The organism is Janthinobacterium sp. SUN100, from assembly GCF_030397705.1.
Classification (GTDB): Bacteria; Pseudomonadota; Gammaproteobacteria; order Burkholderiales; family Burkholderiaceae_D; genus Janthinobacterium; species Janthinobacterium kumbetense.
On the sequence record NZ_JAPUBU010000001.1, the window covers coordinates 451,482 to 473,263 of the forward strand.

General features: G+C 68.7%; 16 protein-coding genes. 2 read left to right on the forward strand and 14 right to left on the reverse strand.

All coding sequences use genetic code 11. The features are described from left to right. Positions 1 to 6 precede the first annotated feature (6 nt). From O0881_RS01805 to O0881_RS01860, 12 genes are read right to left on the reverse strand one after another with little or no spacing between them, the layout of a single operon-like run. A complete protein-coding gene (locus O0881_RS01805) occupies positions 7 to 2,445 on the reverse strand; it encodes a glycosyltransferase (protein WP_289909840.1) in 2,439 nt (812 codons plus the stop codon). Then, positions 2,442 to 3,671, reverse strand: coding sequence for a TIGR04063 family PEP-CTERM/XrtA system glycosyltransferase (locus O0881_RS01810; protein WP_289909841.1), 1,230 nt, complete (start codon positions 3,669 to 3,671; stop codon positions 2,442 to 2,444). Before O0881_RS01810 ends, O0881_RS01805 begins: the two co-directional genes overlap by 4 nt. A gap of 4 nt (positions 3,672 to 3,675) precedes the next feature. After that, positions 3,676 to 5,628: an XrtA/PEP-CTERM system amidotransferase gene (locus O0881_RS01815; RefSeq protein WP_289909842.1), complete on the reverse strand. Its 1,953-nt coding sequence runs from the start codon at positions 5,626 to 5,628 to the stop codon at positions 3,676 to 3,678. Between the two features lie 10 nt (positions 5,629 to 5,638). Beyond that, the gene (locus O0881_RS01820) at positions 5,639 to 6,841 is read right to left on the reverse strand and encodes a TIGR03088 family PEP-CTERM/XrtA system glycosyltransferase (protein WP_289905055.1); all 1,203 of its coding nucleotides are present in this window, start codon (positions 6,839 to 6,841) and stop codon (positions 5,639 to 5,641) included. Then, on the reverse strand, positions 6,831 to 8,417 hold the full coding sequence (xrtA, locus tag O0881_RS01825) for an exosortase A (RefSeq protein WP_289909843.1): 1,587 nt from the start codon (positions 8,415 to 8,417) through the stop codon (positions 6,831 to 6,833). The genes O0881_RS01820 and xrtA overlap by 11 nt, the downstream gene beginning before the upstream one ends. After that, positions 8,414 to 9,706 carry a TIGR03087 family PEP-CTERM/XrtA system glycosyltransferase gene (locus O0881_RS01830; RefSeq protein WP_289909845.1) on the reverse strand — a complete coding sequence of 431 codons (1,293 nt, stop codon included), beginning with the start codon at positions 9,704 to 9,706 and terminating at the stop codon, positions 8,414 to 8,416. Before O0881_RS01830 ends, xrtA begins: the two co-directional genes overlap by 4 nt. 15 nt (positions 9,707 to 9,721) lie before the next feature. Further along, the gene (locus tag O0881_RS01835) at positions 9,722 to 10,801 is read right to left on the reverse strand and encodes a FemAB family XrtA/PEP-CTERM system-associated protein (protein WP_289911436.1); all 1,080 of its coding nucleotides are present in this window, start codon (positions 10,799 to 10,801) and stop codon (positions 9,722 to 9,724) included. Further along, complete coding sequence (locus O0881_RS01840; protein ID WP_289909847.1) at positions 10,801 to 11,652, reverse strand: XrtA system polysaccharide deacetylase; 852 nt, start codon at positions 11,650 to 11,652, stop codon at positions 10,801 to 10,803. Before O0881_RS01840 ends, O0881_RS01835 begins: the two co-directional genes overlap by 1 nt. Then, entirely contained in the window at positions 11,649 to 12,809 is a 1,161-nt protein-coding gene (gene wecB / locus O0881_RS01845) for a UDP-N-acetylglucosamine 2-epimerase (non-hydrolyzing) (protein WP_289909848.1), read from the reverse strand. The genes O0881_RS01840 and wecB overlap by 4 nt, the downstream gene beginning before the upstream one ends. Before the next feature lie 10 nt (positions 12,810 to 12,819). Beyond that, on the reverse strand, positions 12,820 to 14,349 hold the full coding sequence (locus O0881_RS01850) for a TIGR03016 family PEP-CTERM system-associated outer membrane protein (protein ID WP_289909850.1): 1,530 nt from the start codon (positions 14,347 to 14,349) through the stop codon (positions 12,820 to 12,822). Further along, positions 14,333 to 15,175, reverse strand: coding sequence for an XrtA-associated tyrosine autokinase (locus O0881_RS01855; protein WP_289909851.1), 843 nt, complete (start codon positions 15,173 to 15,175; stop codon positions 14,333 to 14,335). The genes O0881_RS01850 and O0881_RS01855 overlap by 17 nt, the downstream gene beginning before the upstream one ends. A 16-nt stretch (positions 15,176 to 15,191) precedes the next feature. Next, a complete protein-coding gene (locus O0881_RS01860; protein ID WP_099668061.1) occupies positions 15,192 to 16,721 on the reverse strand; it encodes an XrtA system polysaccharide chain length determinant in 1,530 nt (509 codons plus the stop codon). 243 nt (positions 16,722 to 16,964) lie between these two features. Between O0881_RS01860 and O0881_RS01865 the strand changes: the two genes are divergently transcribed. After that, on the forward strand, positions 16,965 to 17,588 hold the full coding sequence (locus O0881_RS01865) for an XrtA/PEP-CTERM system exopolysaccharide export protein (RefSeq protein WP_099668060.1): 624 nt from the start codon (positions 16,965 to 16,967) through the stop codon (positions 17,586 to 17,588). A gap of 200 nt (positions 17,589 to 17,788) precedes the next feature. Beyond that, positions 17,789 to 18,535 (forward strand): long-chain N-acyl amino acid synthase, encoded by a 747-nt coding sequence (locus tag O0881_RS01870; RefSeq protein ID WP_099668059.1) that lies wholly within the window; start codon positions 17,789 to 17,791, stop codon positions 18,533 to 18,535. Positions 18,536 to 18,539: 4 nt separating this feature from the next. Here the strand turns inward: O0881_RS01870 and O0881_RS01875 are convergent, their stop codons facing one another. Together O0881_RS01875 and O0881_RS01880 are read right to left on the reverse strand one after the other, a co-directional pair. Further along, positions 18,540 to 19,304, reverse strand: coding sequence for a serine protease (locus tag O0881_RS01875; protein WP_099668058.1), 765 nt, complete (start codon positions 19,302 to 19,304; stop codon positions 18,540 to 18,542). After that, positions 19,301 to 21,781, reverse strand: a complete 2,481-nt coding sequence (locus O0881_RS01880) for a hypothetical protein (RefSeq protein ID WP_289909854.1) — start codon at positions 21,779 to 21,781, stop codon at positions 19,301 to 19,303. Before O0881_RS01880 ends, O0881_RS01875 begins: the two co-directional genes overlap by 4 nt. Between the last annotated feature and the right edge of the window lies 1 nt (position 21,782).

A 21,782-nucleotide genomic window follows, 5' to 3' on the forward strand; every position in this document is an offset into this window, starting at 1 on the left:
GCCTGGCTAGGCGACTTTGCTGAGCACATAGCGGTACTTGCCCGACGCCTCCGCCGCGATTTCGTCGACTTCCTCGATAACGACGTCCACTTGCGCGCCCAGTCTGGCCTGGAAGCCGGTGACGATGGCGGCGCGGGTGGCGTCGTCCAGGCGCGGCTGGCAGACCAGCAGCACGCGCGTGCGCAGCAGGGTTTCCTGGATGATCTTGAAGCTGCGCACCTGCGGCAGTTCGCGCACGATGTAGACGAGGGCCAGGCCGTGCATGACGGTGCCGTCCACGGCGGTGAGGAAATCCGTGCTGCGCCCCTCGATTTTCTGCAGCAGGGGCAGGCCGCGGCCGCAGGCGCACGGCTGCGTGCCCAGCGCGCCCACGTCGCCCGTGGCGTAGCGGATGAACGGGTAGTCTTGCGTGGCCAGGTGGGTGACGACGATTTCGCCCGTGACTCCCGGCGGCAGCGGCTGGCCCTGGCCATCAAGGATTTCCACGATCACGTCTTCGGCCGTGATGTGCATGCCGCCGTCCGGGCATTCGTGGGCGATGAAGCCCGCGTCGCGCCCGCCGTAGCCGTTGGCCACAGGGCAGCCGAAGGCGGCGGCGATCTGCGCGCGCTGCTCGTCGTACAGGCGTTCGGCCGTAACGAAAGCCACTTTCACGCCCAGGCCGTCGAGCGGCAGGTCGCGCGCGCTGGCGTGGCTGGCGATGCGGCACAGGGCTGACGGGTAGCCGAACAGCATGCGCGGACGCCAGCGGCGCAACTGCCGCACGTAGCCGTCGAGGCGGTCGGGCGACATGGCAAACGCGGGCAGCAGGGTGGTGCGCAGCAGCGCATCGCGCAGGCGGCGCACGCGGTCTTGCGCATGCAGCTCGATGGGCGAACCCCACAACACGGCTTCGCGGTCGCCGATGTCGACGCCCCACCAGCGCGTGGCGCGCCACTTGGCGGCGATGTCGTGGCTGACCCTGCGCCGCCCGAGGAAAAACTGCAGCGGCTCGCCGCTGGAGCCGCCCGTGGCGAACGGGCGCAAGCCCACGGCGCGGGCGGACTTGAAACTGTCGCGCGCAGCCGCGATGTCGCGCTTGCGCAGCAGCGGCAGGCGCGCCAAGTCAGCCAGCTGCCGCACCTGTTCCGGGTCGAAGCCGCTGCGGGCGAACAGGGCGCGGTAATGCGGCACGTGCGCGCCCGCGTGGCGCAGCAGCGCGCGCAGGCGCGCCAGCTGCCACGCTTCCAGCTGCTGCGCGCTCCACCACTGCGAGCGTTCCAGGCGGCGCAGCAGGCGCGCGCTATGGTGGCCCTTCAACCATTCGTGCAGGGGAAACAGCCAGCGGGCGACGCAGCGCGTGTAGGCGCCGGGGCGCGGCGCGGCGCGGATGCGGCGGTAATGGGCGGCCAGCCGGGGCGCGACGCCAGGCCAGCCGAAGGTGGCGGCGTGCGCCAGGCCCGCGTCTGCCATGGCCCGCGCGCGGGGCGGGTCGCGCAGCAGCGCCACGATGGCGTGCGCCATGGCGGCCGGCTCGCCGGGCGGCACCAGCAGCGCCGTCACGCCATCGTGCAGCAGGGCGGGGATGCCGCCCACGTTGGTGCTGACGACCGGCACGCCGCAAGCCAGCGCCTCGAGCACGGAATTGGGCATGTTGTCGGCCAGGCTGGGATTGAGGACGATGTCGCTGGCCTGGTACAGGGCCGGCATGGCGGCGTTGTCGACGGGGCCGGCGAAGCGCACGGCATCGAGAACGCCGAGCGACCTGGCCAGGCGCGCCAGCGCCGCGCGCTGCGGCCCGCCGCCGGCCAGCACCAGGCGCGCCGTGGGATAGCTCCGTCGCACGAGGGCGAAGGCGCGCACGGCGCTGGCATTGTCGTACAGGTTTTCCAGGTGGCGCGCCACGAGGATGCACGGGCCATCGGCCGCTGCTGGCGCGCCACGTGCGGCGTGGGTAAAGCGCTGCAAGTCCACCACGTTCGGCACGATGTGGGCCGTATGGCCATGGCGCTCGAAGACGCCGGCCAGGTAGGCCGAAGGCACGACGATGGCGCTGGCGCGGCGCAGGCTGAAGGCCACCAGGCGCGGCGAGCGGGCGAAAAAAGCGGCCGCTTCGCCACCGCGGTAGTTGAGCAGGGCCGGCTTGCCTTTCAGGCTGGCGATCCACAGCGCGGGCGCGGCCTGCAAATGCCAGGACCAGCCGGAATTGGCCATGATGTGGAACAGGTCGACCGTATTGGCGGCGCGCCACAGGCGCCACAGGTGCACGGGCAGGCGCAGCGCGGCGCGCAGGTAGCGGATGCGCGCCAGCCAGGCTGGCAGCAGGGGGCCGTTGACGGCCAGCAGCTGCACTTGCGCGCCATCGTCGCGCAGCTTGCGCGCCAGTTGCGCCGTCTGATTCGCCATGCCGCCGGCCGGCGGCGGCAGCGGGCCGACCAGCGCGATGCGCAGGCCCGTGAAGATCATGGCATCGCTCCTGCCGCCACGCGTGCCGCCGCCGCGCGCGCATACACGGGCGCGTAGCGGCCCACGCTGGCGTCCCAGCTGCGCTCCGTCTCGACGAAGGCGCGCGCCTGGCGCCGCAGCGCCGGCCAGCTGGCGGGCGCCAGCAGCAGGGCCAGTATGGCGTGCGCCAGCGCGTCGGCGTCGCCGGCGCGAAACAGCATGCCCGTCTTGCCATGCTCGAGCAGTTCGCGGTGGCCGCCCACGTCGGACGCCACCACGAGGCGGCCCTGGGCCATCGCCTCGAGCGGTTTCAAGGGCGTCACCAGCTCCGTCAGGCGCATCGGCAGGCGCGGGTACACGCAGATGTCGATCAACTGATAATACGTGGCCACCTGCGCATGCGGCACCCTGCCCGCGAAGACCACGGCGTGGGCGATGCCCAATTGGGCCGCCAGCGCGTGCAGCGCCGCTTCCTGCGGCCCGCCGCCGGCCAGCAGCAGCCGCAATGCCGGCTGCGCCGCCAGCAGGCGCGGCATGGCGCGCAGCAGCAGGTCCAGTCCCTCGTAGGCGTAAAACGAACCGATGAAGCCGATCGTCAGGTGGCCATGCAGCCCCAGCTTGTGCGCCAGCCAGTGGTCTTCGGCGGCGGTGGCGCTGAAGGCGGCCGCATCGACGGCGTTCGGGATGACCGTGATTTTATGCGCGGGCACGCCGCGCGCGCACAGCTCGCGCCGCAAGCCGTCGCAGATGGTGGTGACGGCGTCGGCGCGGCGCAGCGCGTAGGTTTCCAGCGCCCGCGTGAGCCGGTAGCGCAGGCCGCCGGGCCGGCTGCTGCCATGGTCGGCGGCCGCGTCTTCCCAGAAGGCGCGCACTTCATACACGACGGGGATGCCCAGCGCGCGGCCCGCGTTGAGGGCGGCGATGGCGTTCAGGGCGGGCGAATGCGCGTGCAGGATGTCGGGCTTGAGCCGCCGCGCCAGCCGGCGCAGGCGCACGGCCAGGCCGGTGATGACGGCCACCTGCCGCAGCACGGGCAGGCGCGCCCACCAGCGCGCATCGGGCGCCGTGCGGTAAAAATGCCAGCCGTCGACCAGCTGCTGCGCGCCATCCGTCGGCCCCTGCTTGGCACTGGTGAGCTGCATCGTGTGCCAGCCCAGCGCGCGCTGCTGCCGCAGGATGGCCAGGGTGCGGAAGGTGTAGCCGCTGTGCAGGGGCAGCGAGTGGTCGAGGATGTGCAGGATGCGCATGGATCTATTCCATTGCCATGGCCGGCGCGGGCGCCGGCGTCTTGGGCGCTCCCGCCGGCAGCACCTGGCGCAAAAAGGACTCGAACATCAGCAGCGCCCACAGGGGCGCGCTGTAGTCGCGCCGGCCGCTCGCATGCTGTTCCAGCAGCAGGCGCACGTAATCCATGTCGAACAGGCCGCACTGCGCCAGAGTGGGGCCCAGCAGCCGCTGTTGCAGGCGCTGGCGCAGCGGGCCGCGCAGCCAGTCGGCCAGCGGCACGGAAAAGCCCATCTTCTGGCGGTACAGCAGGGCGTCGGGCAGCAGCGGGCGCAAGGCTTTTTTCAGCAGGTACTTGCCTACGCCGCGCCGCAGCTTCAATTGCGGCGGCAGGCCGGACATCCACGCCACCAGTTCATGGTCGAGCAGGGGCGAGCGCACTTCCAGCGCATGCGCCATGCTGGCCCGGTCGACTTTGGTGAGGATGTCGCCGGGCAGGTAGGTCTTCAAGTCCAGGTACTGCACCTGCGACAGCGGGTCTTGCGCGGGACTGGCCAGCGCGTGGCGGCGCAGCACTTCCACGGCGCGGTAGCCGTGCAGGCTGCGCCGCAGCTCGGGACTGAACAGGCGCGCGCGCATGGCGTCGCCCAGCAGGCTGACGCCGTGAAAATACGCGTCCGTCGTGTCGCGCGCCAGGCCTTCGAACGTGGTCTTGGCGCGCAGGAAGCGGGGCGCCCAGTCGGCCTTCGGGTACCACCGCCCCAGGGTGCCGAACAGCGACTGGCGCAAGCCGGCCGGCAGCAGCGGGTCCATGGCCTTGCGCACCTTTTCCTCGCGCGTGTGCAGGCGGTAGCGCCGGTAGCCGGCCAGGCTTTCATCGCCGCCGTCGCCCGACAAGGCCACCGTGACCCGCTGGCGCGCCAGCTGGCAGACGCGGTAGGTGGGCATGGCGGAACTGTCGGCGAACGGTTCGTCGTACAGGTTGGCCAGCAGGTCGATCAGTTCGAAGTCGTCCTGCTCGACCTGGTGCGCGTGGTGCGCCGTGGCGTAGCGGCGCGCCACCAGGTCGGCGTAGCGCGCTTCGTTGTACGCCGGGTCGCCGAACGAGATGGAGCAGGTGTTGACGGGCGTGTTGCTGGCCCCCGCCATCAGCGCCACCACGGCGCTGGAATCGACGCCGCCCGACAGGAAGGCGCCCAGCGGCACTTCGGCCACCATGCGGATGCGCACGGCTTCGCGCAGGCGCGCCAGCAGCTCGTCGGCCGCCTGCGCTTCGCTGGCGGGCGGGTTCGGCGTGAACGGAACGTCCCAGTACGGCTGCGGCGCGGGCAGCGGCTGGCCGGCGCGAATCGACAGCGTGTGCCCGGGCGGCAGCTTGCGCGCGTGCTGGAAGATGCTGCGCGGCTCGGGCACGTAGCCGTAGGCGAAATACTCTTCCACGGCCAGCGGGTCGAGCGCGCGCGGCATGGCTGGATGCGCGAGCAGGGCCTTGAGTTCGGAGCCGAACAGCAGGGTGCCGTCGTCCGCCTCGCCGTAGTACAGGGGTTTGACGCCCAGGCGGTCGCGCGCCAGGAACAGCAGGTGGCGCCGGCGGTCCCACAGGGCGAAGGCGAACATGCCGCGCAGGCGCTGCACGCATTGCTCTCCCCATTGTTCCCACGCGTGGACGATGACTTCCGTGTCGCTGCTGGTGCGGAACGGGTGGCCGAACTGGCGCAGTTCCGCCATCAGGCTGCGATAGTTATAGATTTCGCCATTGAAGACGATGGCGATGCTGCGGTCGGCGTTGAACAGCGGCTGCTGGCCGCTGGCCAGGTCGATCACGGACAGGCGCCGGTGCGCCAGGCCCAGTCCCGGCTCGCGGTGCAATCCCCCTTCGTCCGGCCCACGGTGGCGCAGGCTGTGGTTCATGCGCGCCAGCAGCAGCACGTCGATGTCGCGCTGGCCCTGCAAATCAAAGATGCCGCTGATGCCGCACATGGGAGGCCTTTCAGGGAGTGGTGGACAGGGGGGAGGGCTGGCGCGCGCCCGTCAGGCGGTCGTACACGGCCAGGTAGGCGCCGGCCATGGCGGGCAGGCTGTGCTCGGCCAGCACCTGGCGCCGCCCGCGCGCGCCGTGTCGCGGACCCAGTTCGGGCATGCTGTAATAGTCGAGCATGGCGTCGGCCAGCATCTCGGGCGAACCGGGCGGCACCAGGGTGCCGCTCCAGCCCGACTGCACCAGTTCCGCATTGCCGCCCACCTGCGTGGCGACGATGGGCAGCCCCGTCGCCATCGCTTCGAGGATGGTGTTCGAGCTGCCTTCGGCCAGCGACGGCAGCACGAACAGGTCCATGGCGCGCAGCAGCTGCGCCACGTCGTCGCGCGCACCGGGCAGCCAGGCCAGGTGCGCCACGCCGGACTGGCGCAGCAAGTCCAGGCAGGCCTGGCGGCACGGCCCGTCGCCGACGATGATCAGGCGCAGGCGCGCGCGGGCACCCGGCTGCGCCAGCAACAGCAAAAAGGCGTGCACCAGCGAGGCGTGGTCCTTGACGGCCGCCATGCGGCCCACGCTGCCGATGACGAAGGCGCCGTTGCACAGGAAGCCGGGCGGACCCACGGCGGCCGGCGGGCCCAGGCGCGGATGGAATTGCACGCTGTCGACGCCATTGCCGATGTGCGACACTTGCGCGGGCGCCGCGCCGATGGCGTCCACCAGCCATTGCCCCAGGTCGGCGCTGACGGCGATGAAGTGCTGCACCAGCGGCAGCATGCATTTGCGCAGCAGCCGGTACTTGCGGCGGGTGCCGTGCAAGTCGCTCATGTCGCGCCCGTGTTCGCCATGCACGCGCAGGCGCACGCCGGCCAGGCAGGCCAGCAGTTGCGCTTCGAGGCAGCCCAGGTTGCGCGTATGCACCAGCGTCGGGCGCAACTGTTTCAGCACGCGGTACAGGTGCAGGTAGTGGCGCCAATCCTTGCCCTCGCGCTTGTCCAGGCTGATGATGTCGACACCGGGCGTGGTCAGGCGCTGGCGAAACGCGGTGGCGTTCTTCAGGCAGACGATGGCGTGCCGGTAGCGTTCCGGCGGCAAATGGTTGATCAGGTTCACCAGGCCGTTTTCCAGCCCGCCCACGTCGAGCTGGTGGATTACGTGCACGATCAGCGGGGCCGTGCTGGCCGCCGGCGCGCGGCCCGTCTCGGTGTCAAGGGCCATGCGGCAACTCCTGCAAGCGTTGTTCGATGACGGGCAGCGCCGCCCGCAGGAAGGCTTGCAGGTGCGCGCGCGGCGGCGGCGCCAGCTCGTCGTAGGCGGCAAAGACGATGAGGTCGGCGCCATCCTGGCGCCTGCCCAGCAACTTGGCTTGCGCCAGCAGCAGTTTCACCAGCACGGGCCGGGCCGTGACGACGCCGCCCTGGCGGTAGACGCGCCACACCAGCAGGCGCTCGCCGCCGTGGGCCAGCACGCTTTCGCGCACGTCCAGGGCGCCGCCGGGCAAGCCGACCTGCCGCACGCGCTGCGCCAGGGCCGTCCAGCGCGCGCCGTAGGGCGACGATAGATGCGTCAACAATTCGGCATCGCGCACCTGGCGCGCATACCAGCGCATTTGCAGTCCCACCGGTGCGCCGTCGCCATCCTGGCGCGCATACGTGGCGGCAAACAGCGCGGGCTTGCCCGCATACGGCGCTTGCCAGTCGATACTCCCCGCTGCCGCATCGTGCAGGCGGCGCCAGGCGGGCGGATCGGGCAAGGCCAGCACGATGGCGGGCAGCGCGGCGCCGTCGTCGCGGTGGCTGGCCAGCGCCAGGGCGGGCCACAGGGCCGCCAGCAGCAGGCAGGCGGCGCTGGCGCGCACGACGGCGCGCAGGCTGGCCGCGGCGTCGCCTAGGCGTACGGGTTGAGCTGGCGGCACGGCGCGCGCCGGCAGCAGTTCGCGCCAGCGCGCGGCCAGCCAGAACAGCAGCAGCGCCACCAGGCCGAAGAACAGCCAGCCGTAGATCAGGTGGTCGACGCCGACGGCCAGGCGCATGTTGCTCAGGTGGCCCAGCATCACGATCATATAGGCGCGCACGCCATTGGCGAGGATGGGCACGAGCAGCGCGGCGGCCATGACGGCCAGGCGCCGGCGCGTGCTGTGGAAGTGGACGTGCGCGAACAGGGCGCCCAGGGCCAGCGCGGCGATCAGGTAGCGCAAGCCGCTGCACGCTTCCACCACTGACCAGTTCCCGGTGGGCAATGAAAAACTGCTGCCATCGCGAAACACGGGTACGCCCGTCCATTGCAGCGCGGTGACGGTGAAGGCGGCCGTGAAGTCGATCAGCGGTTCGAGGAAGACTTCGCCAAACGGCACGGCGAGGAACAGGTACGCGAGGGGAAAGGCCAGCAGGCGCACGGCCGGCCAGCCGAGGATGGCCAGCACGCAGGCGGGCAGCATGGCCGTGGCCGCATATTGTTCCACCACGGGCACGTTGGCGGCGTCGGCCAGCAGCCAGGCCAGGCCCAGCGCGCCCAGCAGCAGCAAGCCCGGCCGCGACGGCTGGGGCGCCAGCGCGGCCAGGCGCGCGCGCCGGCGCCAGGCCAGCCAGCAACTGATGGGCACGATCAAGAAGCCGTGCGCGAAGGTCTGCGAGCGCGACCACAATTCCAGCATCGACCAGAAGGTGGCGTGGTACAGCAGCACGACGGCGGCCAGGGCCAGCAGCAGGAGCGGCAGGGCATGCCGCTGGCCATGCCCGTCCGGCCGGACGGCCGCATCCGGCAAGCAGGCCACCGGGTCGAGTTGCACGCTCATGTGGAGGGTTCCCGCACGGGCAGCACGGGCGCGGCGGCGCCGGCAGGCGTATTCGAACCGGCCTCGGCCGATATGCCCAGCATGGTGCCCAGGCCGCGCAGATTGCGCTCCCAGTCGTAATCCTGCAAGACCAGCTGGCGCGCCGCCGCGCCCATGGCTGCGCCGCCCGCTTCGGCCGCGCCGTCCTGGGCATGGCGCAGCACGCGCGCGGCATGGTGGATGAATTCGGCCTCGTCGCGCGCCAGCAGCAGTTCCAGGCCCGGCTGGGCGGCGATGCCTTCCAGCGCCTGCGGCGTGGCCAGCACGATCTTGCCCATCGCCATCGCTTCCAGCACCTTGTTCTGCACGCCGCGGGCGATGCGCAATGGCGCCACGGCCAGGGCCGCGCCCGCCAGGTAGGGGCGGATGTCGGGCACCTTGCCCGTCACCACCACGCCCGCCACCCTGGCCAGCGCCGTCACGGCGGGCACGGGCGCGCTGCCGACGATATAGAACTGCAACCGGGGAAACTCGCGCCGCAGGGCGGGCCAGACGTGGCGCACGAACCATTGCACGGCGTCGACGTTCGGCCAGTAATCCATGGCGCCCGTAAATACCAGCGCCTGCACGCCGGCCGGATACACGCTGGCCCGGCCCGGCTGGGGCGTGAAATACGCCGTGTCGACGCCGTTGTTGAAGTATCCCGTCTTGCGCCGCGCCATCGGCGCGCACTGGCGGAACAGGGCCGCTTCGGCCGGCGAGACGAAGCTGGCGGCCGTGAACTGCTGGGCGATGTGGCGCTCGTACTGCAGCAGCAGCTGCGCTTCGCGCCGGTACAGCAGCGACATGGGCCAGGGTTTGCTGTCGCCGTACTGGCGCCACTTGTCGGAATCGACGTCGACGAAATCGATCACGCGGTGCAGGGCGCGGCCCGCGCTGCCGTCGATGTATTGCGCCATGGGCCCGGAAAAGGCCAGCGCATGGCGCACCTTGCCGCCGGACAGCAAGCCGTCGACCCATTGCAGCAGCCGCGCATCGCGGTAATAGTGCACGCTCATGGCTTGCCGCGACAGCAGCGCCTGCATGGCGCGCCAGCGGGCCGTGCCGCGCTGCAAGCCGATGAAGCGCGTGCTGGCGCACAGGGCGGCCACGCTTTTGGCGTGCCGCCAGTCGTCGTCATCGTCGATGAAGCAGCCCAGGTGCACGCGGAAATGCCGGCTCAGGTATTGCAGCATGTGCCACGAACGTATCTTGTCGCCCTTGTTGGGCGGATACGGCAGGCGGTGGGCGAGGAAGAGCAGTTCGCGCATGGTATGTCCCCTTGCTTAGCCCAGTTGCCGCACGATGTGCGGCCCCAGCAGGTTGGCCAGCGGCAGCGGCAGGCGGCGCCAGGCGCGGATGAACAGCGCGTATTTCGGATTCAGGGGATTGACTTCCGGTAACGCCTTGGCGCGCACGAGCCGGCAGGCATACGGCAGCGGCTGCGGCGTAAAACCCCAGTTCTTCTTGAAATCGTATGCCCCGGTGCCGAGCTTGCTGCGGCCGAAATCGAACAGGCGGCAGCCGCGCGCGCTGGCGCGGCGCATCGCTTCCCAGTACATGAAATCGTTGGCGCCCGTGCGGCGCGCCAGCACGCTGCCGCCGCCATAGTACGGCAGCACTTCATCGCGGAAATAGAACAGCAGCACGCTCGCTTGCGCCTGCTGGCCGTGATACACGGTGAGGATCTCGCAATCGCCGCCAAACACCGTGCGCAGCAGGGCAAAGTGGCGGCGCGCGAAGACGGGCGTGCCCAGCCGGTGCACGCTGGATGCGTAGAGCGGGTAGAAACGTTCGAGGTCGTAGTCGATGGCGCTGTGCAAGCCGCCCGCCATGGCCTTGCGCACGACGGCGCGCTGCTTGCGGGGGATCGCCAGCAAATTCTGTTCCGCCTCGGGGAACAAGGCGCGGCGGAAGGTCGCGTACAGGGGTTTGTGCAGCCAGGCCGCGTCCGGCTGTTGTTCCACCTCGCGCCAGCGGTATTCCAGGTGGCCCACGCCGAGGCGCCGGGCCAGCGCCAGCGCCGCGCTGTCGAGGGCCTGGCGCACGGCCGCGCCGCCGCCGGCGATGCCGCCGTACACGCAAAAGGGCAGCGAAACGAGGGACGAACCGAACAGGCGGCTGCGCAAATGGGCCAGCGGCAGCACGCCGGCGATGCGCCCGTGCTGTTCCGCGTACAGGAAATGGCTGTCGTGCCGGAAGCCCTGCTGCATGACGGTGTGCCAGCCGGCGCGGTGGAAGAAGGTCGCTTCCGGACACGTGTCGACGAAGGCATCCCAGCGCGCATGGTCGTGCCCCTGCAGCGAGCGCACGGCGATGGCGGCGCTGCCATGTAGCGGGTCGGGAGGAAGGCTGGCCTCGTGCATCATGTGCTTTCCAGAAAAATACGGTCCATGCGGTCCCAGGAGAAATCGCCCGTCAGGCGCGCCAGCCGCGCTTCCATGCGCCCCAGGTTCAGGTAGTGGCGAAAGCGCGTCCTGGCGTCGAGGCCCGTCGGGCGCGGCTGGCCGGGATCGAGTTCCCAAGGATGAAAATAGAATATGCCAGCTTGCCCGTCGCGCGAATTGATGCGTCGCAAAAGCCAGCGCGACAGTGCATACGGCATCAGCCTGAAATAACCGCCGCCGCCGGCCGGCACGTTGCGCCCGCGCAGGCGCACGGTGCTGACGGGCAACTCCAGCACGCCCAGCGGTCCCCGCGGGCGCCAGGCGAAGCGGGGCGAGTCCGGCATGCCGTAGTGGTCGTGGCGGATCGGGTAGATGCTGGAACTGTAGCGGTAGCCCGCTTCCTGCAGCACGTCGAAGGCCCACAGGTTGGCCGCGCCGATGGAAAAGCTGGGCGCCCGGTAGCCGTGCACGGCCAGCCCCGTTATCTGCTCCAGGATGGTCTTGCTGTGGCGCACGTCGTGGGCGAATTGCGCGGTCGACTGGTCGCAGGCGCGCTGGTGCGCATAGCCGTGGCTGGCCACTTCGTGCCCGGCGTCCGCCACGCGGCGCAGCATGGCCGGATAGCGCTCGGCGATCCAGCCCAGGGTAAAAAAGGTGGCGTGGATGCGCCGGCCTTCCAGCAGCAGCAGGATGCGCTCGATATTCGCCTCGACCCGGCATTCCAGGCGGGGCCAGTCGGCGCGCGCGATGTGCGGCGCGAAGGCGGACACCTGGAAATAGTCTTCCACGTCGATGGTCAGCGCATTGCGCAGCATCGCCGGCGGCGTCATGGCGGCCCCCGGCGCGCCGCCAGCCAGGGCGCGACGACGGCGGCGATGCGTTCGGCCGCGTGGCCATCCCACAGGGGCGGTAGGCGACCGCGCTTGCCGCCCGTGTCCAGGATGCCCCGCGCCAGCGACAACATGGCGGCCGGCTGCGTGCCGGCCAGGGTATTCGTGCCGTCGCTGACGGTGACGGGGCGCTCCGTCGTGTCGCGCAGGGTCAGGCAGGGCACGCCCAGGGCCGTGCTTTCTTCCTGCACGCCGCCCGAATCCGTCAGCACCAGGCGCGCCTCTTGCATCAGGCCCAGCATTTCCAGGTAGCCCAGCGGCGGCAGGCTGACGATGGCGTGCCGCGCCAGCTGCCCTTCCAGGCCCGCCAGGCGCAGGCCGGCCAGGGTGCGCGGGTGGATGGGAAACAGCAGCGGCAGTTGGCGGGACAGCTGTCCCAGCGCCTGCAGCAGCGCTTCGAGTTGCGCCGGGTCATCCACGTTCGATGGCCGGTGCAGGGTCAACAGGCCATACGCGGGCGGGCAGGCGTGGCCGTGTGCGCGCAGGGTGGCGGCGGGCGGTACGGCGCGCGGCAGCTGCTGCCGCAGGCTGTCGATCATGACGTTGCCCGTGAAGTGGATGCGTTCGGCGGCGATGCCTTCGCGCAGCAGGTTGGCGCGCGCGCCTTCCTCGCTGGTCAGCAGCAGGCTTGATAATTGATCCGTCAGCACGCGGTTGATTTCCTCGGGCATGCGCCGGTCGCCGCTGCGCAAGCCCGCCTCGACGTGGATCACGGGCGTGCCGCGCTTGGCCGCCACCAGCGCGCAGGCCAGCGTGGAATTGACGTCGCCCACCACCAGCACGGCATTGGGCGCCAGCGGCGGCCAGGCGTCGAGCACGGCGTCGAAGCGGCGCATGATCTCGGCCGTCTGCTGCGCGTGGTTGCCGGAGCCGACGTCGAGGGCGATGTCGGGCGGGCGCATGTTCAGGTCGACAAACAGTTGTTCGTTCATGGCCGTGTCGTAATGCTGGCCCGTATGCAGCAAGGTCACGCGCACGGCGGGCGAGCAGCGCGCCAGGGCGGCCAGGATGGGCGCCATCTTCATCAGGTTGGGGCGCGCGGCCACCACGCACAGCAGGTGCGCCGGCGCGGCGGATGACAGCGAAGGGTCGGACATTGCGGGCTCCTTAGAATTGCATGGTGAGCGTGGCGCTGACGCCGTTTTCGCGGTAGTCTCCGCCGCGGTTGCTGGCGTGCCGCGTGTGCCGCACGTCGATGCTGGCCGTCATGTCCGGCTGCAGGATGCGCGTGTAGCCGGCCGTCAAGGTGATGTTGTTGTCGCGCCGGGGCGCGCTCAGCGAACGCACGCCGGCGTAGCCGGCATTGACATTGACGGTGGTGCGCGAATTGGCTTGCCAGCCCCAGCCCAGGTTGCCGCCGACCTGGCGCGTGCGGTCTTCGCTGCCGAACTCCACGCCGGGCAGCAAGCCGCTGTCGATGCCGCTGGCCGTTTGCGCCGTGCGGTCGACGGCCGTGACGCCGACGATCATCGTGCTTTTCGCCATGGCGCGCGCCATCGTCAGCTTCAGCTGCTTTTGCAGGAAATAGCGGTGGCTGAAGTAATTGATGGCGCCCCGTTCCGGCCCCAGGCTGTTGGCGTAACGCAGGAAGGCATCGATGCGCAAGCGCCGGTCGCGCGCATTGGGAAAGATGCCGCGCCACAATTGATCGAGCAGCCGGCCCGCATCGCGGTCGCCCAGGCGCGAAAACTGCGTCGGCATGGTGGTGATGTTTTCGCCGTAGCTCAGCTGCCAGTTGGTATGGCGCTGCAGGAAGGTGGCGTCCAGGCTGTAGGTGGTGCCAAAGAAGCGCTTGCCCGTGCTGAAGGCCACGCTGGTGCGCGGCGACGGCGTCCACACGCCGCCCAGCGACCAGAAGCGGCCCGCCGGCGCCTTGCCGCTGGTCGACAGATAGCCTTCCTTTTCCATGCCGCCGCTGGCCGTGGCCGCCCACTTGCTGTTGATGGGATAGCGCAAGCCCGCGCTGCTGCGCTGCATGCGCACGGGCGCCAGCTTGCTGTCCTGCGTGCGGCGCACGTCGTGGCTGGCGTTCCAGGTCCAGCCGTTGCCGCGCGGCTCGCCATTGAGCAGCAACTCCAGTTCATCGCTGTGCACGGAGAGCAGGTCGCCGCCGCTGTCGACCGTGTTGCGCGTGTAGCGCAGCTCGGCCGAGGCCAGGCCGCGGAAACGGTGGCGCAGGTAGGGGCTGATGCCCGTCGTGCGCACGGTGCTGGCATTGTCCGTGTCGGGCAGGCCGTCGATCAGTTGCGGGCCGAATGGCGAGATGTTGCGCCGGCTCACGCTGGCGTCCGCATCGATGAAGAACCAGTCCTGCACCAGCTCGGCGTCGGCCGAGGCGCGCAGTTCGTGGGTATCCGTATCGGCGCGCTGCCCCGACAGGTATTTGCGCCAGCTGTAATCGAGGTGCACGCGCAGGCGCGGGCCCGTGCCGATGAGGGCGATGGCGGGCGCGATTTCCGTGATGAAGTCCGATTGCGCCTGGCCGGACGGCGCGCGCAAGGCATTGTCCGTATAGCTTTCGCGCAGGCGCAGCGACGGTTTCACCAGCCAGTCGACGGCGCCGGCCGGCAGGGGCAGCAGCAGCGACAGGAACGGCAGCAGCGGCAGCGGAACCCGGCCGCTAGTCGTAATAGCCATAGCCGTAGTAGTCGTTGCCGGGGAACGATTTGGTCTTGTTGTAGATCAAATGAATGTGTTCGCACGACTCGATCTGCCGCAGCGCTTCCTTGACGGCGTGCTGCGTCGTCGTTTCCGCTTCGACCACCATCACCACTTGCCCCATCTGCCCGACCAGCGCGTGTGCCTCGCTGGTGATCAAGAGGGGCGGCGAATCGAAGATGACGACGCGGTCGCTGTAGCGGCTGGCAATTTCCGCCAGCAGGCGGCTCATGGCGCGGCTGGCCAGCAATTCCGTCGCATGCTTGTTGCTGCGCCCGGCGGGCAGGATGCTCAGGTTGGCCACATTGGTTTTCAGGATCACGTCGCCCATCGCCAGTTGCGGGTCGAGCAGCACGTCCATCAGTCCCGGCTCCGGCGGCAGGCCCAGCACCTTCAGCACGGACGGGCGCGCCACGTCGGCATCGACCAGCAGCACCGTGATATCCATTTCCATGGCGATGCTCATGGCCAGGTTCACGGCGCAGTAGGTCTTGCCTTCGCCGGGCATGGCGCTGGTGACGACGATCAGGTTGCCGTGGCGGATGGCCTCGGTGCCGCTGGCGCGCGCCTGGCGCAGCAGCGGGCGCTTGATGATGCGGAAATCCTCGGCCACCGAGCTGCGTCCGCCTTCCTGCGTGAGCATGCCTTGCTCCGCCAGCCGGGCCAGGTTCAGGGGGCGGTACTGGGGCGACCGGGCCGCGTCCGCGCCATCCGCACCCGCCGCGCCCGCTGCGCCGTACGGCACGCCGGCCTCGGCCACGCCCAGGATGGTGGGTTCCTGCTTGCCGCTGTCCTTGCTGCTCATCGTCGCTCCCTGGGATCTAGAATTTCAGCAGCGCGGCCGTCATGACCCCGCCGTACAGCACGAACAGGCTGCCCAGGCAGGCGCCAAAGCCATAGCGTGCGCGGCGGCGGCGCACTTGCTGCAGCGCCGTCCAGTTCATCGATACCGTGCCCAGCACGTTCAAGCCCGTCGCGTCGCGCAGTTCGGCGGGGCTGAGGAAGGTGGGACGCACCTGGCTGATGAGCAAGGCCGTGGCGACGCCGGCCACCAGGGCCGCGCCCAGCGCCGCGCTGAACAGCAGCGGGCGGTTCGGGCCGACGGGCGCATATTGCACCGTGGGCGGGTCGATGATCTTGAAGGCCATCATTTCCGTGGTGGAGCTGAGTTCGCCCGACAGCTTGGCCGCTTCGCGCCGGCCGATCAGCTTTTCATAGTTTTCCTTGTTGATGATGTAATCGCGGTTCAGCTGCGCCAGCTGCGACTCCACCTCGGGCACGGCATTGCTCTGCGCCAGCAGGCGTTCATTGCGCGCGTTGTATTCCTGCACGCGGGCGCGGATGGCGGCCACCTTGGCGTCCGCATCCGTCAGCGCCACCTTCAGCTGCTGCAGCATGGGGCTGTAGTTCTTGCCCGGGTCGCCGGCCGCCGTCTTCAGCTTGCTTTCTTCGATCTTGCGTTCTTCCAGCTGGGCAATGAGGCGCTTCGAGGAGATGATGTCGGGGTGCAGTTCCGTAAATTGCATGCGCAGGCTGTCGAGGTTCTTGTTGAGCGTGGCGATGCGCTCGTCGAGTTCGGGATTCGCGATGGCCGATGCGTTCGGCTCCAGGTCGAGCACGGGCTCGTCGCCTTCGATCTGGCTCTGGATGGCCTTGCGGGCCTGCTCCGCTTCGACCAGTTCCAGCTTGGCATTGTTCAGGCTATCGGACGACATCAGCAGCTGGCTGCCATAGTCGATGCCCTGGCGCGGCAGCAGCAGATTGTTGCGGATCTTGAATTCCTTCACGAGGTTTTCCGCCGCGCTCAGCTTGTCCTCGTAATTCTTGATCTGCTCGTCGATGAATTGCACCGCCTTTTGCGAATCGCCCTTTTTCCCCTGGAAACTGCCTTCGACAAAGATGGTGAGCAGGCTTTGCACCACGTCGCGCACCAGCTTCGGGTCGCGCCCGCTGTAGCTGATCGTGTAGATGTCATACGCGTTGGTGCCCGTGATCTTGATGCGGCTCATCAGGTCGTCGAGCTGGGCCTCGTGTTCGCGCACGGTCTTCGAATCGAGGTCGAGGTCGACCATGCGCATGACGCGCTCCACGTTCGGGCGGCTGAGCAGGGTGCGGCTCATGATGGCCACCTGCTGTTCCGTGTTCGGCACGCTGGTCATGCCGGCCATCAGCGGCTTGAGGATGGTTTGCGTATCGACAAATACGCGCGCCGACGTCTGGAAGTCGTCGGGCAGGGTGATCACCTTGATGAAGCCGACGACGGCCACCAGCCACGCCACCAGCACCGCATGCCAGCGGTACTTCCAGATGCCTTTCAGGCTGGAAAGCAATTGCTGTATCAATTCTTCCATGTCGCTTCCTTCAGGTGACGGTGCTGCACGGTCGATGGGCTGGCGACGGCGTCTTGCAAGAAATGCTTGCCTGTTGAGTAAGCAAAGTATAGGGCGGCTGGGAGGCAAAATTTCCCAAGATGATTGCTTCTTGATACGCCTCAAGGTTGACTTGCCGGGTTTTAATAATCATAGGAAGTTCGCGGCCCAGGCTGGTTCTGCGCGGCCGGCCATGGACGCGCCATCGACTCGAAGAGGCTCCGCATGAATCCGTTTCGCCGTGCATTTGTCTGCAACACGCTGGGCCTGGGCTTGGCCGCCGGCCTGCTGGGTGCCTGCCGCACGTCCCATCCGCTGGCGCCCTCCGACGACAGCGCGCCCATGCACGACTACCTGATCGGACCGGGAGACTCCGTCAACATCATCGTCTGGCGCAATCCGGAAGTGTCGCTGACGGTGGCCGTGCGGCCGGACGGCAAGATCACCACGCCGCTGGTCGAGGATTTGCCCGCCAGCGGCAAGACGTCGACCCAGCTGGCGCGCGACATCGAGCAAGCGTTGGGCAAGTTCATCCAGCAGCCCGTGGTGACGGTCATCGTCACCAATTTCTCGGGCCCGTATGGCGAGCAGATCCGCGTCATCGGCGAAGCGGCCAAGCCGCAGGCGCTGCCGTACCGGCTGGGCATGTCGCTGATGGATGTGCTCATCGCCGTGGGCGGCATCACCGATTTTGCGGCCGGCAACAAGGCCAGCATCATCCGCATGCGGGAAGGCAACCAGCAGCAGCTGGGCGTGCGCCTCGACGACCTCTTGAAGCGTGGCGATATTTCCGCCAACGTCATGATGCGCCCGGGCGACGTGCTGCTGATACCGGAGAGCTTCTTTTAATAGCGGACTCGGCAATATCAAAACAGCACTTATATTTGTCATTTTGTACTTGCAGGCAAATTTCAGCATGCAATTTTGCTATTAAATAGCATATTTCTTCTGTTTTTTTTGCCTGGCGCGGGAACTTCTCCAGTTTTTATCTTGTCACAAGGCATTGGCTTCAGTCCGTCTCGACGGCGGCCGATGAACGTGAGGACAAGATGAGCTTTGAAGATGAACCCATTATTTCCTTCGACACGCCCGGTACTTTCAATGACCTGGTGGTGGGCGAGGGGCAGATCGACCCGGCCATGGAGCATGAGCTCGACCTGCAGCGCTTTCATATCCGCATGGCCAATTCGCGCGGCCGGCGTGAGGCGGCCAGTTTGCTGATCCGCAAGATGTACGGCTGGCGCGGTTATGCCGTCGATCCCGGCATCGCGCATGCCCTGAATAAAATCACGCTGTTTGCGGAAACGGCCGGCACCACCGTCGGCACCATGACCCTGTGCCTCGACAATGACGAGACCGGCTTGCCGGCCGATGAAAACTTCCGCGACAAGCTCGACATCCTGCGCGAGGAAGGCCGGCGCCTGTGCGAACCGTCGCGCCTGGCCATCGACAAGGGGGTGAGCAAGCGCGTGTTCGCGGCGCTGATTCATATCTCTTATATCTATGCCCACAATATTCACGGCTTTACGGATTACGTGATCGAAGTCAACCCGCGCCACGTGGTGTTCTACAAGCGCATGCTGGGATTCCAGGACTTCGGCGGCGAGCGCGAGTGCACGCGCGTGGGGGCGCCGGCCGTGCTGCTACGGCTGGACCTCGATTACATGGGGGCCCAGATCCGTAAATACGGTGGCCTGATGGAACAGCATGGGGGTGAACGGTCGTTTTACCCCTTTTTTTTTCCGACATGGGATGAGCCCGGCATTACGGACCGGCTGAGGCAGGGGCGCAATTGATCACTCATTTGTTTTTCAGCAAGAGCGTCTGCATGTAGCTGCCCGGAATCGCGTAGGTGATGCCGCTCGGGGCACTGATGGCCGCTTCCTTGAGGCCCTTGACGTACACCATGTTGACGATGCCGTAGACGAGACCGGTCTCGGGATCGAACAGGGGGCTGCCGCTGCTGCCCGGATACGCCGTCGCGTCCAGCTGGAACACGGTGTACGGCGCCTTTTGCAGCTGCGCCAGGCGCCGGATGTCGAGGCGCTGCGCGTTTTCGCTGGGCATGACCACCGGCGTCAGCGATGACACGGTGGCGCGATGCGTCACGTGGTGCAGCCCGAGCAAGGTGCCCAGCGGAAAGCCCGTAAACGCCATGGCCTGGCCTTCGCGCACCGTGGCCGCGTCGCCCAGCGCCAGAGCGGGCAGGGGCGCGCCCGCCAGGCGCAGCAAGGCCAGGTCATGTTCCGTGTCCACCGCCTGGACCCTGGCGGGGCGAAATTGCGCCGCCTCGCCCTGGCCCGTGAGGATGCCGATGACTTCATTCGGATTGGCGTCGAGCAATTTCTGGATCACGTGGGCGCAGGTCAGCACGCTCAAGCCGTCGCCCGTCACGAAACCCGTGCCGATGAAATTCATCGGCGGCGTGCGCGTCTTTTGCAGGCTGCCCACGCCGACGATGGACGGTTTGATGCGCGCGATGGTTTGCGCCAGCGGCGCATCGGCGCGGCACGGCGCGCTGGCCAGGGCCAGGCAGAATAGGAGGGCGGAAAACAGGGTAGTCATGGCGGCGCGCTTTCAAGGTGGGGAGGTGGCGGGCAGGGCGCGGGCTGCAGCAGCGCGCACAGCAGCATCAGATGGCACAGCAGGGCGAGGCGCGGCACGTCGAGCAGGCTGTCGAACAGGCCGACGACGAGAAAACCCAGCAGGGCGGCGGCGCAGGCCAGCGCGCCCGGCTCGCCACGCGCGGCGCGGCGCAGCAGGCGCTGGCCGGCCACGGCCAGCAGGGCCAGCATGGTCAGTGCGCCGCACCAGCCCGTTTCCACCAGCAGGTGCAGCGCCATGCTCTTGATATGCCAGGGCAAGTGATGGTGGTCGCTGCTGAAAAACCAGTAATTGTTGGCCTGCGTAAAACGGCCGTTGGCGATCAGTTCCTCGCCGCCGGGCGCGCGCAAGCTCAGGTTGTCGACGTCGAGCACGGACGAGGCGGCCGTGCCGCTGACCGCCAGTTCCAGCTGCACGGGCGGGCGCAGCAGCCAGGCGCCCCCGCCCAGCCAGGCGCTGTCGAACGGCACGTCATAGTGTTGCCAGGCCGCCGGCGGATTGCCGGGCGGGGGCGGGCGCAGGCGCAGGGGGATTTCCACGCAATTTTGTGCATACAGCAATTGCCGCTGGCACAAACGCACCTGCAGCACGGGCATGGGGCCGCTTCTGCGCACGTCGAGCGCCAGGGTGTAGCGCGTGGCCGGCTGCACGCGCAGGCGTTGCAGCAGCCGCAGCAGTTCGCCATAGCCGGCGCTGTAGCCGGGACTGGCCAGGCGCACATAATAATTGCCGGGCGCGTCCCTGTCTTCTGCATACGCGATGCTGGCCGGCACCTCGCGCCCCGGATTGTGCCAATAATAGGTGGCGGGAAAGCTGCCGCTGCCCATGCCGAACAGGCGGTTGCCCCAGTCGGGCGGCTGCATGGCCAGCACTTGCCGCCAGTGGCGCAAGCGGCCCTGCATGTCGAAGGCCGTGGTGGCGAAACGTTCGGTGGCGTAATAGCTGGCCGACACGGGGATGGCCAGCAACAGCAGGATGCCGGCCGCGCCCGCGATGCTGAGGCTGGCCCGGTCCAGCCGCCACAGCGGCGGGTGCAAGCGCCCGTTGCACAGCATTAGCATGGCCAGCAGCACGACCAGGCCGGCCGGCAGCAAGGCCGGTGGACCGGCCCAGTGCCAGCCTATCCAGGCGAGATTGCATGCCAGCATGGTCCACGCCATCATCGCCAGGCCCAGCCTGGCTGGACCCTTGCCGCCGGCGCCGCCCGGCCACAAGGTGCCCGTCAGCAGCATGGCGGCCAGCAGGAACAGGAAATACGGGCCTTTCAGCCAGCCGGCCGTTGGTTGAAAGGCCGGTTCCGGCCACCAGGCGGCCAGCAGACCCTGCAGGCACAGCGCACACAGCAGGCTGGCCGGCGCCAGGCGCCATGGCAGGGGCCGCGCCGCCAGCACGAAGCTGGCGGCGAGCAGGACGGCGGCGGCCAGCAAGCCCCGGTAGCCGGCCAGGCTGAACATGTACAGCAGCAGGGCGGTGCCCAGGCCGGCCAGCAGCAGCTTGAGCAAGATGCCCCGCACAGGCGGCCGGCCGCGCCCTTGCCGCCCCGCGCCGGGCGCCGTCCGCAGGGCTTGCCACAAGGCCAGCAGCATGGCCGCCGCCAGGGCCGCGTACAAGCCCCGTGAAAAGGTGGTGAACGCCGCGTGCAGGGCCAGGGCCAGCAGCAGCAAGGCCAGCGCCGCCTGCCAGCGGCTGCGCGCGCGCGCCAGCCACAGGCCCGCAAAGGGCAAGCCCAAGGCCAGGTAGCCGTCCAGCGCGGCGCCGCCCGTGTGCATGGCGGAAAACGGCGCCGTGATGCGGTAGTCGCTCGACAGGTTCAGCAGGCCGGGAAACACGGCCCGCTCCCACAGGGCGAACAGGGACACCATGGCCAGCCCGGCCAGCATGCCCGGCAGCGCGTAGCGGCGCAGGGCGTGCGGATGCGCGTCGCGCAGCAGCAGCGGCAGCAGCAGCATGCTCCAGGCCCAGGCCTTGCTCAGCCGCAAACTGTTGTAGGGGCTCAGATAATTATCCCAGGCATTCAGGTCGAGCGGCGCCAGCGGCAGGACGCCGCGCAGCAGCGCCGCCAGCCAGGCCAGGCTGCACAGCAGCAAACATAGGCGGGCGGCGGGCGACAGCCGCGCCGCTGCCGGCTGGCTGGGTCCGCCCAGGCGCCAATAGCCGCAGGCTACCGTCAGCAACAGCAGCACGTCGATCTCTTCGAGGAAGAACCAGCCCGTCCACGGGGCCAGGTCCAGCACGGGCAGCAGGGCGGGCACGCAGAACAGCCAGCAGGCGGGACGCCAGCACAGCAGCAGGAAATACGCGGGCAGCAGGATGGCAAACAACAGGCCGGGCCAGCCGTGGCCCAGCGGATAATGGCGCAGGGCCAGCACGCAGGCCGCGCCCGCCAGCAGGGCCAGCGGCCGCGCCGCCACGCCGGGCATGGCCGCTTGCACAGCCATG

Bases quoted from the DNA above. Each gene is read 5' to 3' on its own strand.
- O0881_RS01805 (WP_289909840.1), bottom strand. From the start codon at position 2,445: ATGATCTTCACGGGCCTGCGCATCGCGCTGGTCGGCCCGCTGCCGCCG.
- O0881_RS01810 (WP_289909841.1), bottom strand. From the start codon at position 3,671: ATGCGCATCCTGCACATCCTCGACCACTCGCTGCCCCTGCACAGCGGC.
- O0881_RS01815 (WP_289909842.1), bottom strand. From the start codon at position 5,628: ATGTGCGGCATCAGCGGCATCTTTGATTTGCAGGGCCAGCGCGACATC.
- O0881_RS01820 (WP_289905055.1), bottom strand. From the start codon at position 6,841: ATGGCCCTTGACACCGAGACGGGCCGCGCGCCGGCGGCCAGCACGGCC.
- xrtA (WP_289909843.1), bottom strand. From the start codon at position 8,417: ATGAGCGTGCAACTCGACCCGGTGGCCTGCTTGCCGGATGCGGCCGTC.
- O0881_RS01830 (WP_289909845.1), bottom strand. From the start codon at position 9,706: ATGCGCGAACTGCTCTTCCTCGCCCACCGCCTGCCGTATCCGCCCAAC.
- O0881_RS01835 (WP_289911436.1), bottom strand. From the start codon at position 10,801: ATGCACGAGGCCAGCCTTCCTCCCGACCCGCTACATGGCAGCGCCGCC.
- O0881_RS01840 (WP_289909847.1), bottom strand. From the start codon at position 11,652: ATGACGCCGCCGGCGATGCTGCGCAATGCGCTGACCATCGACGTGGAA.
- wecB (WP_289909848.1), bottom strand. From the start codon at position 12,809: ATGTCCGACCCTTCGCTGTCATCCGCCGCGCCGGCGCACCTGCTGTGC.
- O0881_RS01850 (WP_289909850.1), bottom strand. From the start codon at position 14,349: ATGGCTATTACGACTAGCGGCCGGGTTCCGCTGCCGCTGCTGCCGTTC.
- O0881_RS01855 (WP_289909851.1), bottom strand. From the start codon at position 15,175: ATGAGCAGCAAGGACAGCGGCAAGCAGGAACCCACCATCCTGGGCGTG.
- O0881_RS01860 (WP_099668061.1), bottom strand. From the start codon at position 16,721: ATGGAAGAATTGATACAGCAATTGCTTTCCAGCCTGAAAGGCATCTGG.
- O0881_RS01865 (WP_099668060.1), top strand. From the start codon at position 16,965: ATGAATCCGTTTCGCCGTGCATTTGTCTGCAACACGCTGGGCCTGGGC.
- O0881_RS01870 (WP_099668059.1), top strand. From the start codon at position 17,789: ATGAGCTTTGAAGATGAACCCATTATTTCCTTCGACACGCCCGGTACT.
- O0881_RS01875 (WP_099668058.1), bottom strand. From the start codon at position 19,304: ATGACTACCCTGTTTTCCGCCCTCCTATTCTGCCTGGCCCTGGCCAGC.
- O0881_RS01880 (WP_289909854.1), bottom strand. From the start codon at position 21,781: ATGGCTGTGCAAGCGGCCATGCCCGGCGTGGCGGCGCGGCCGCTGGCC.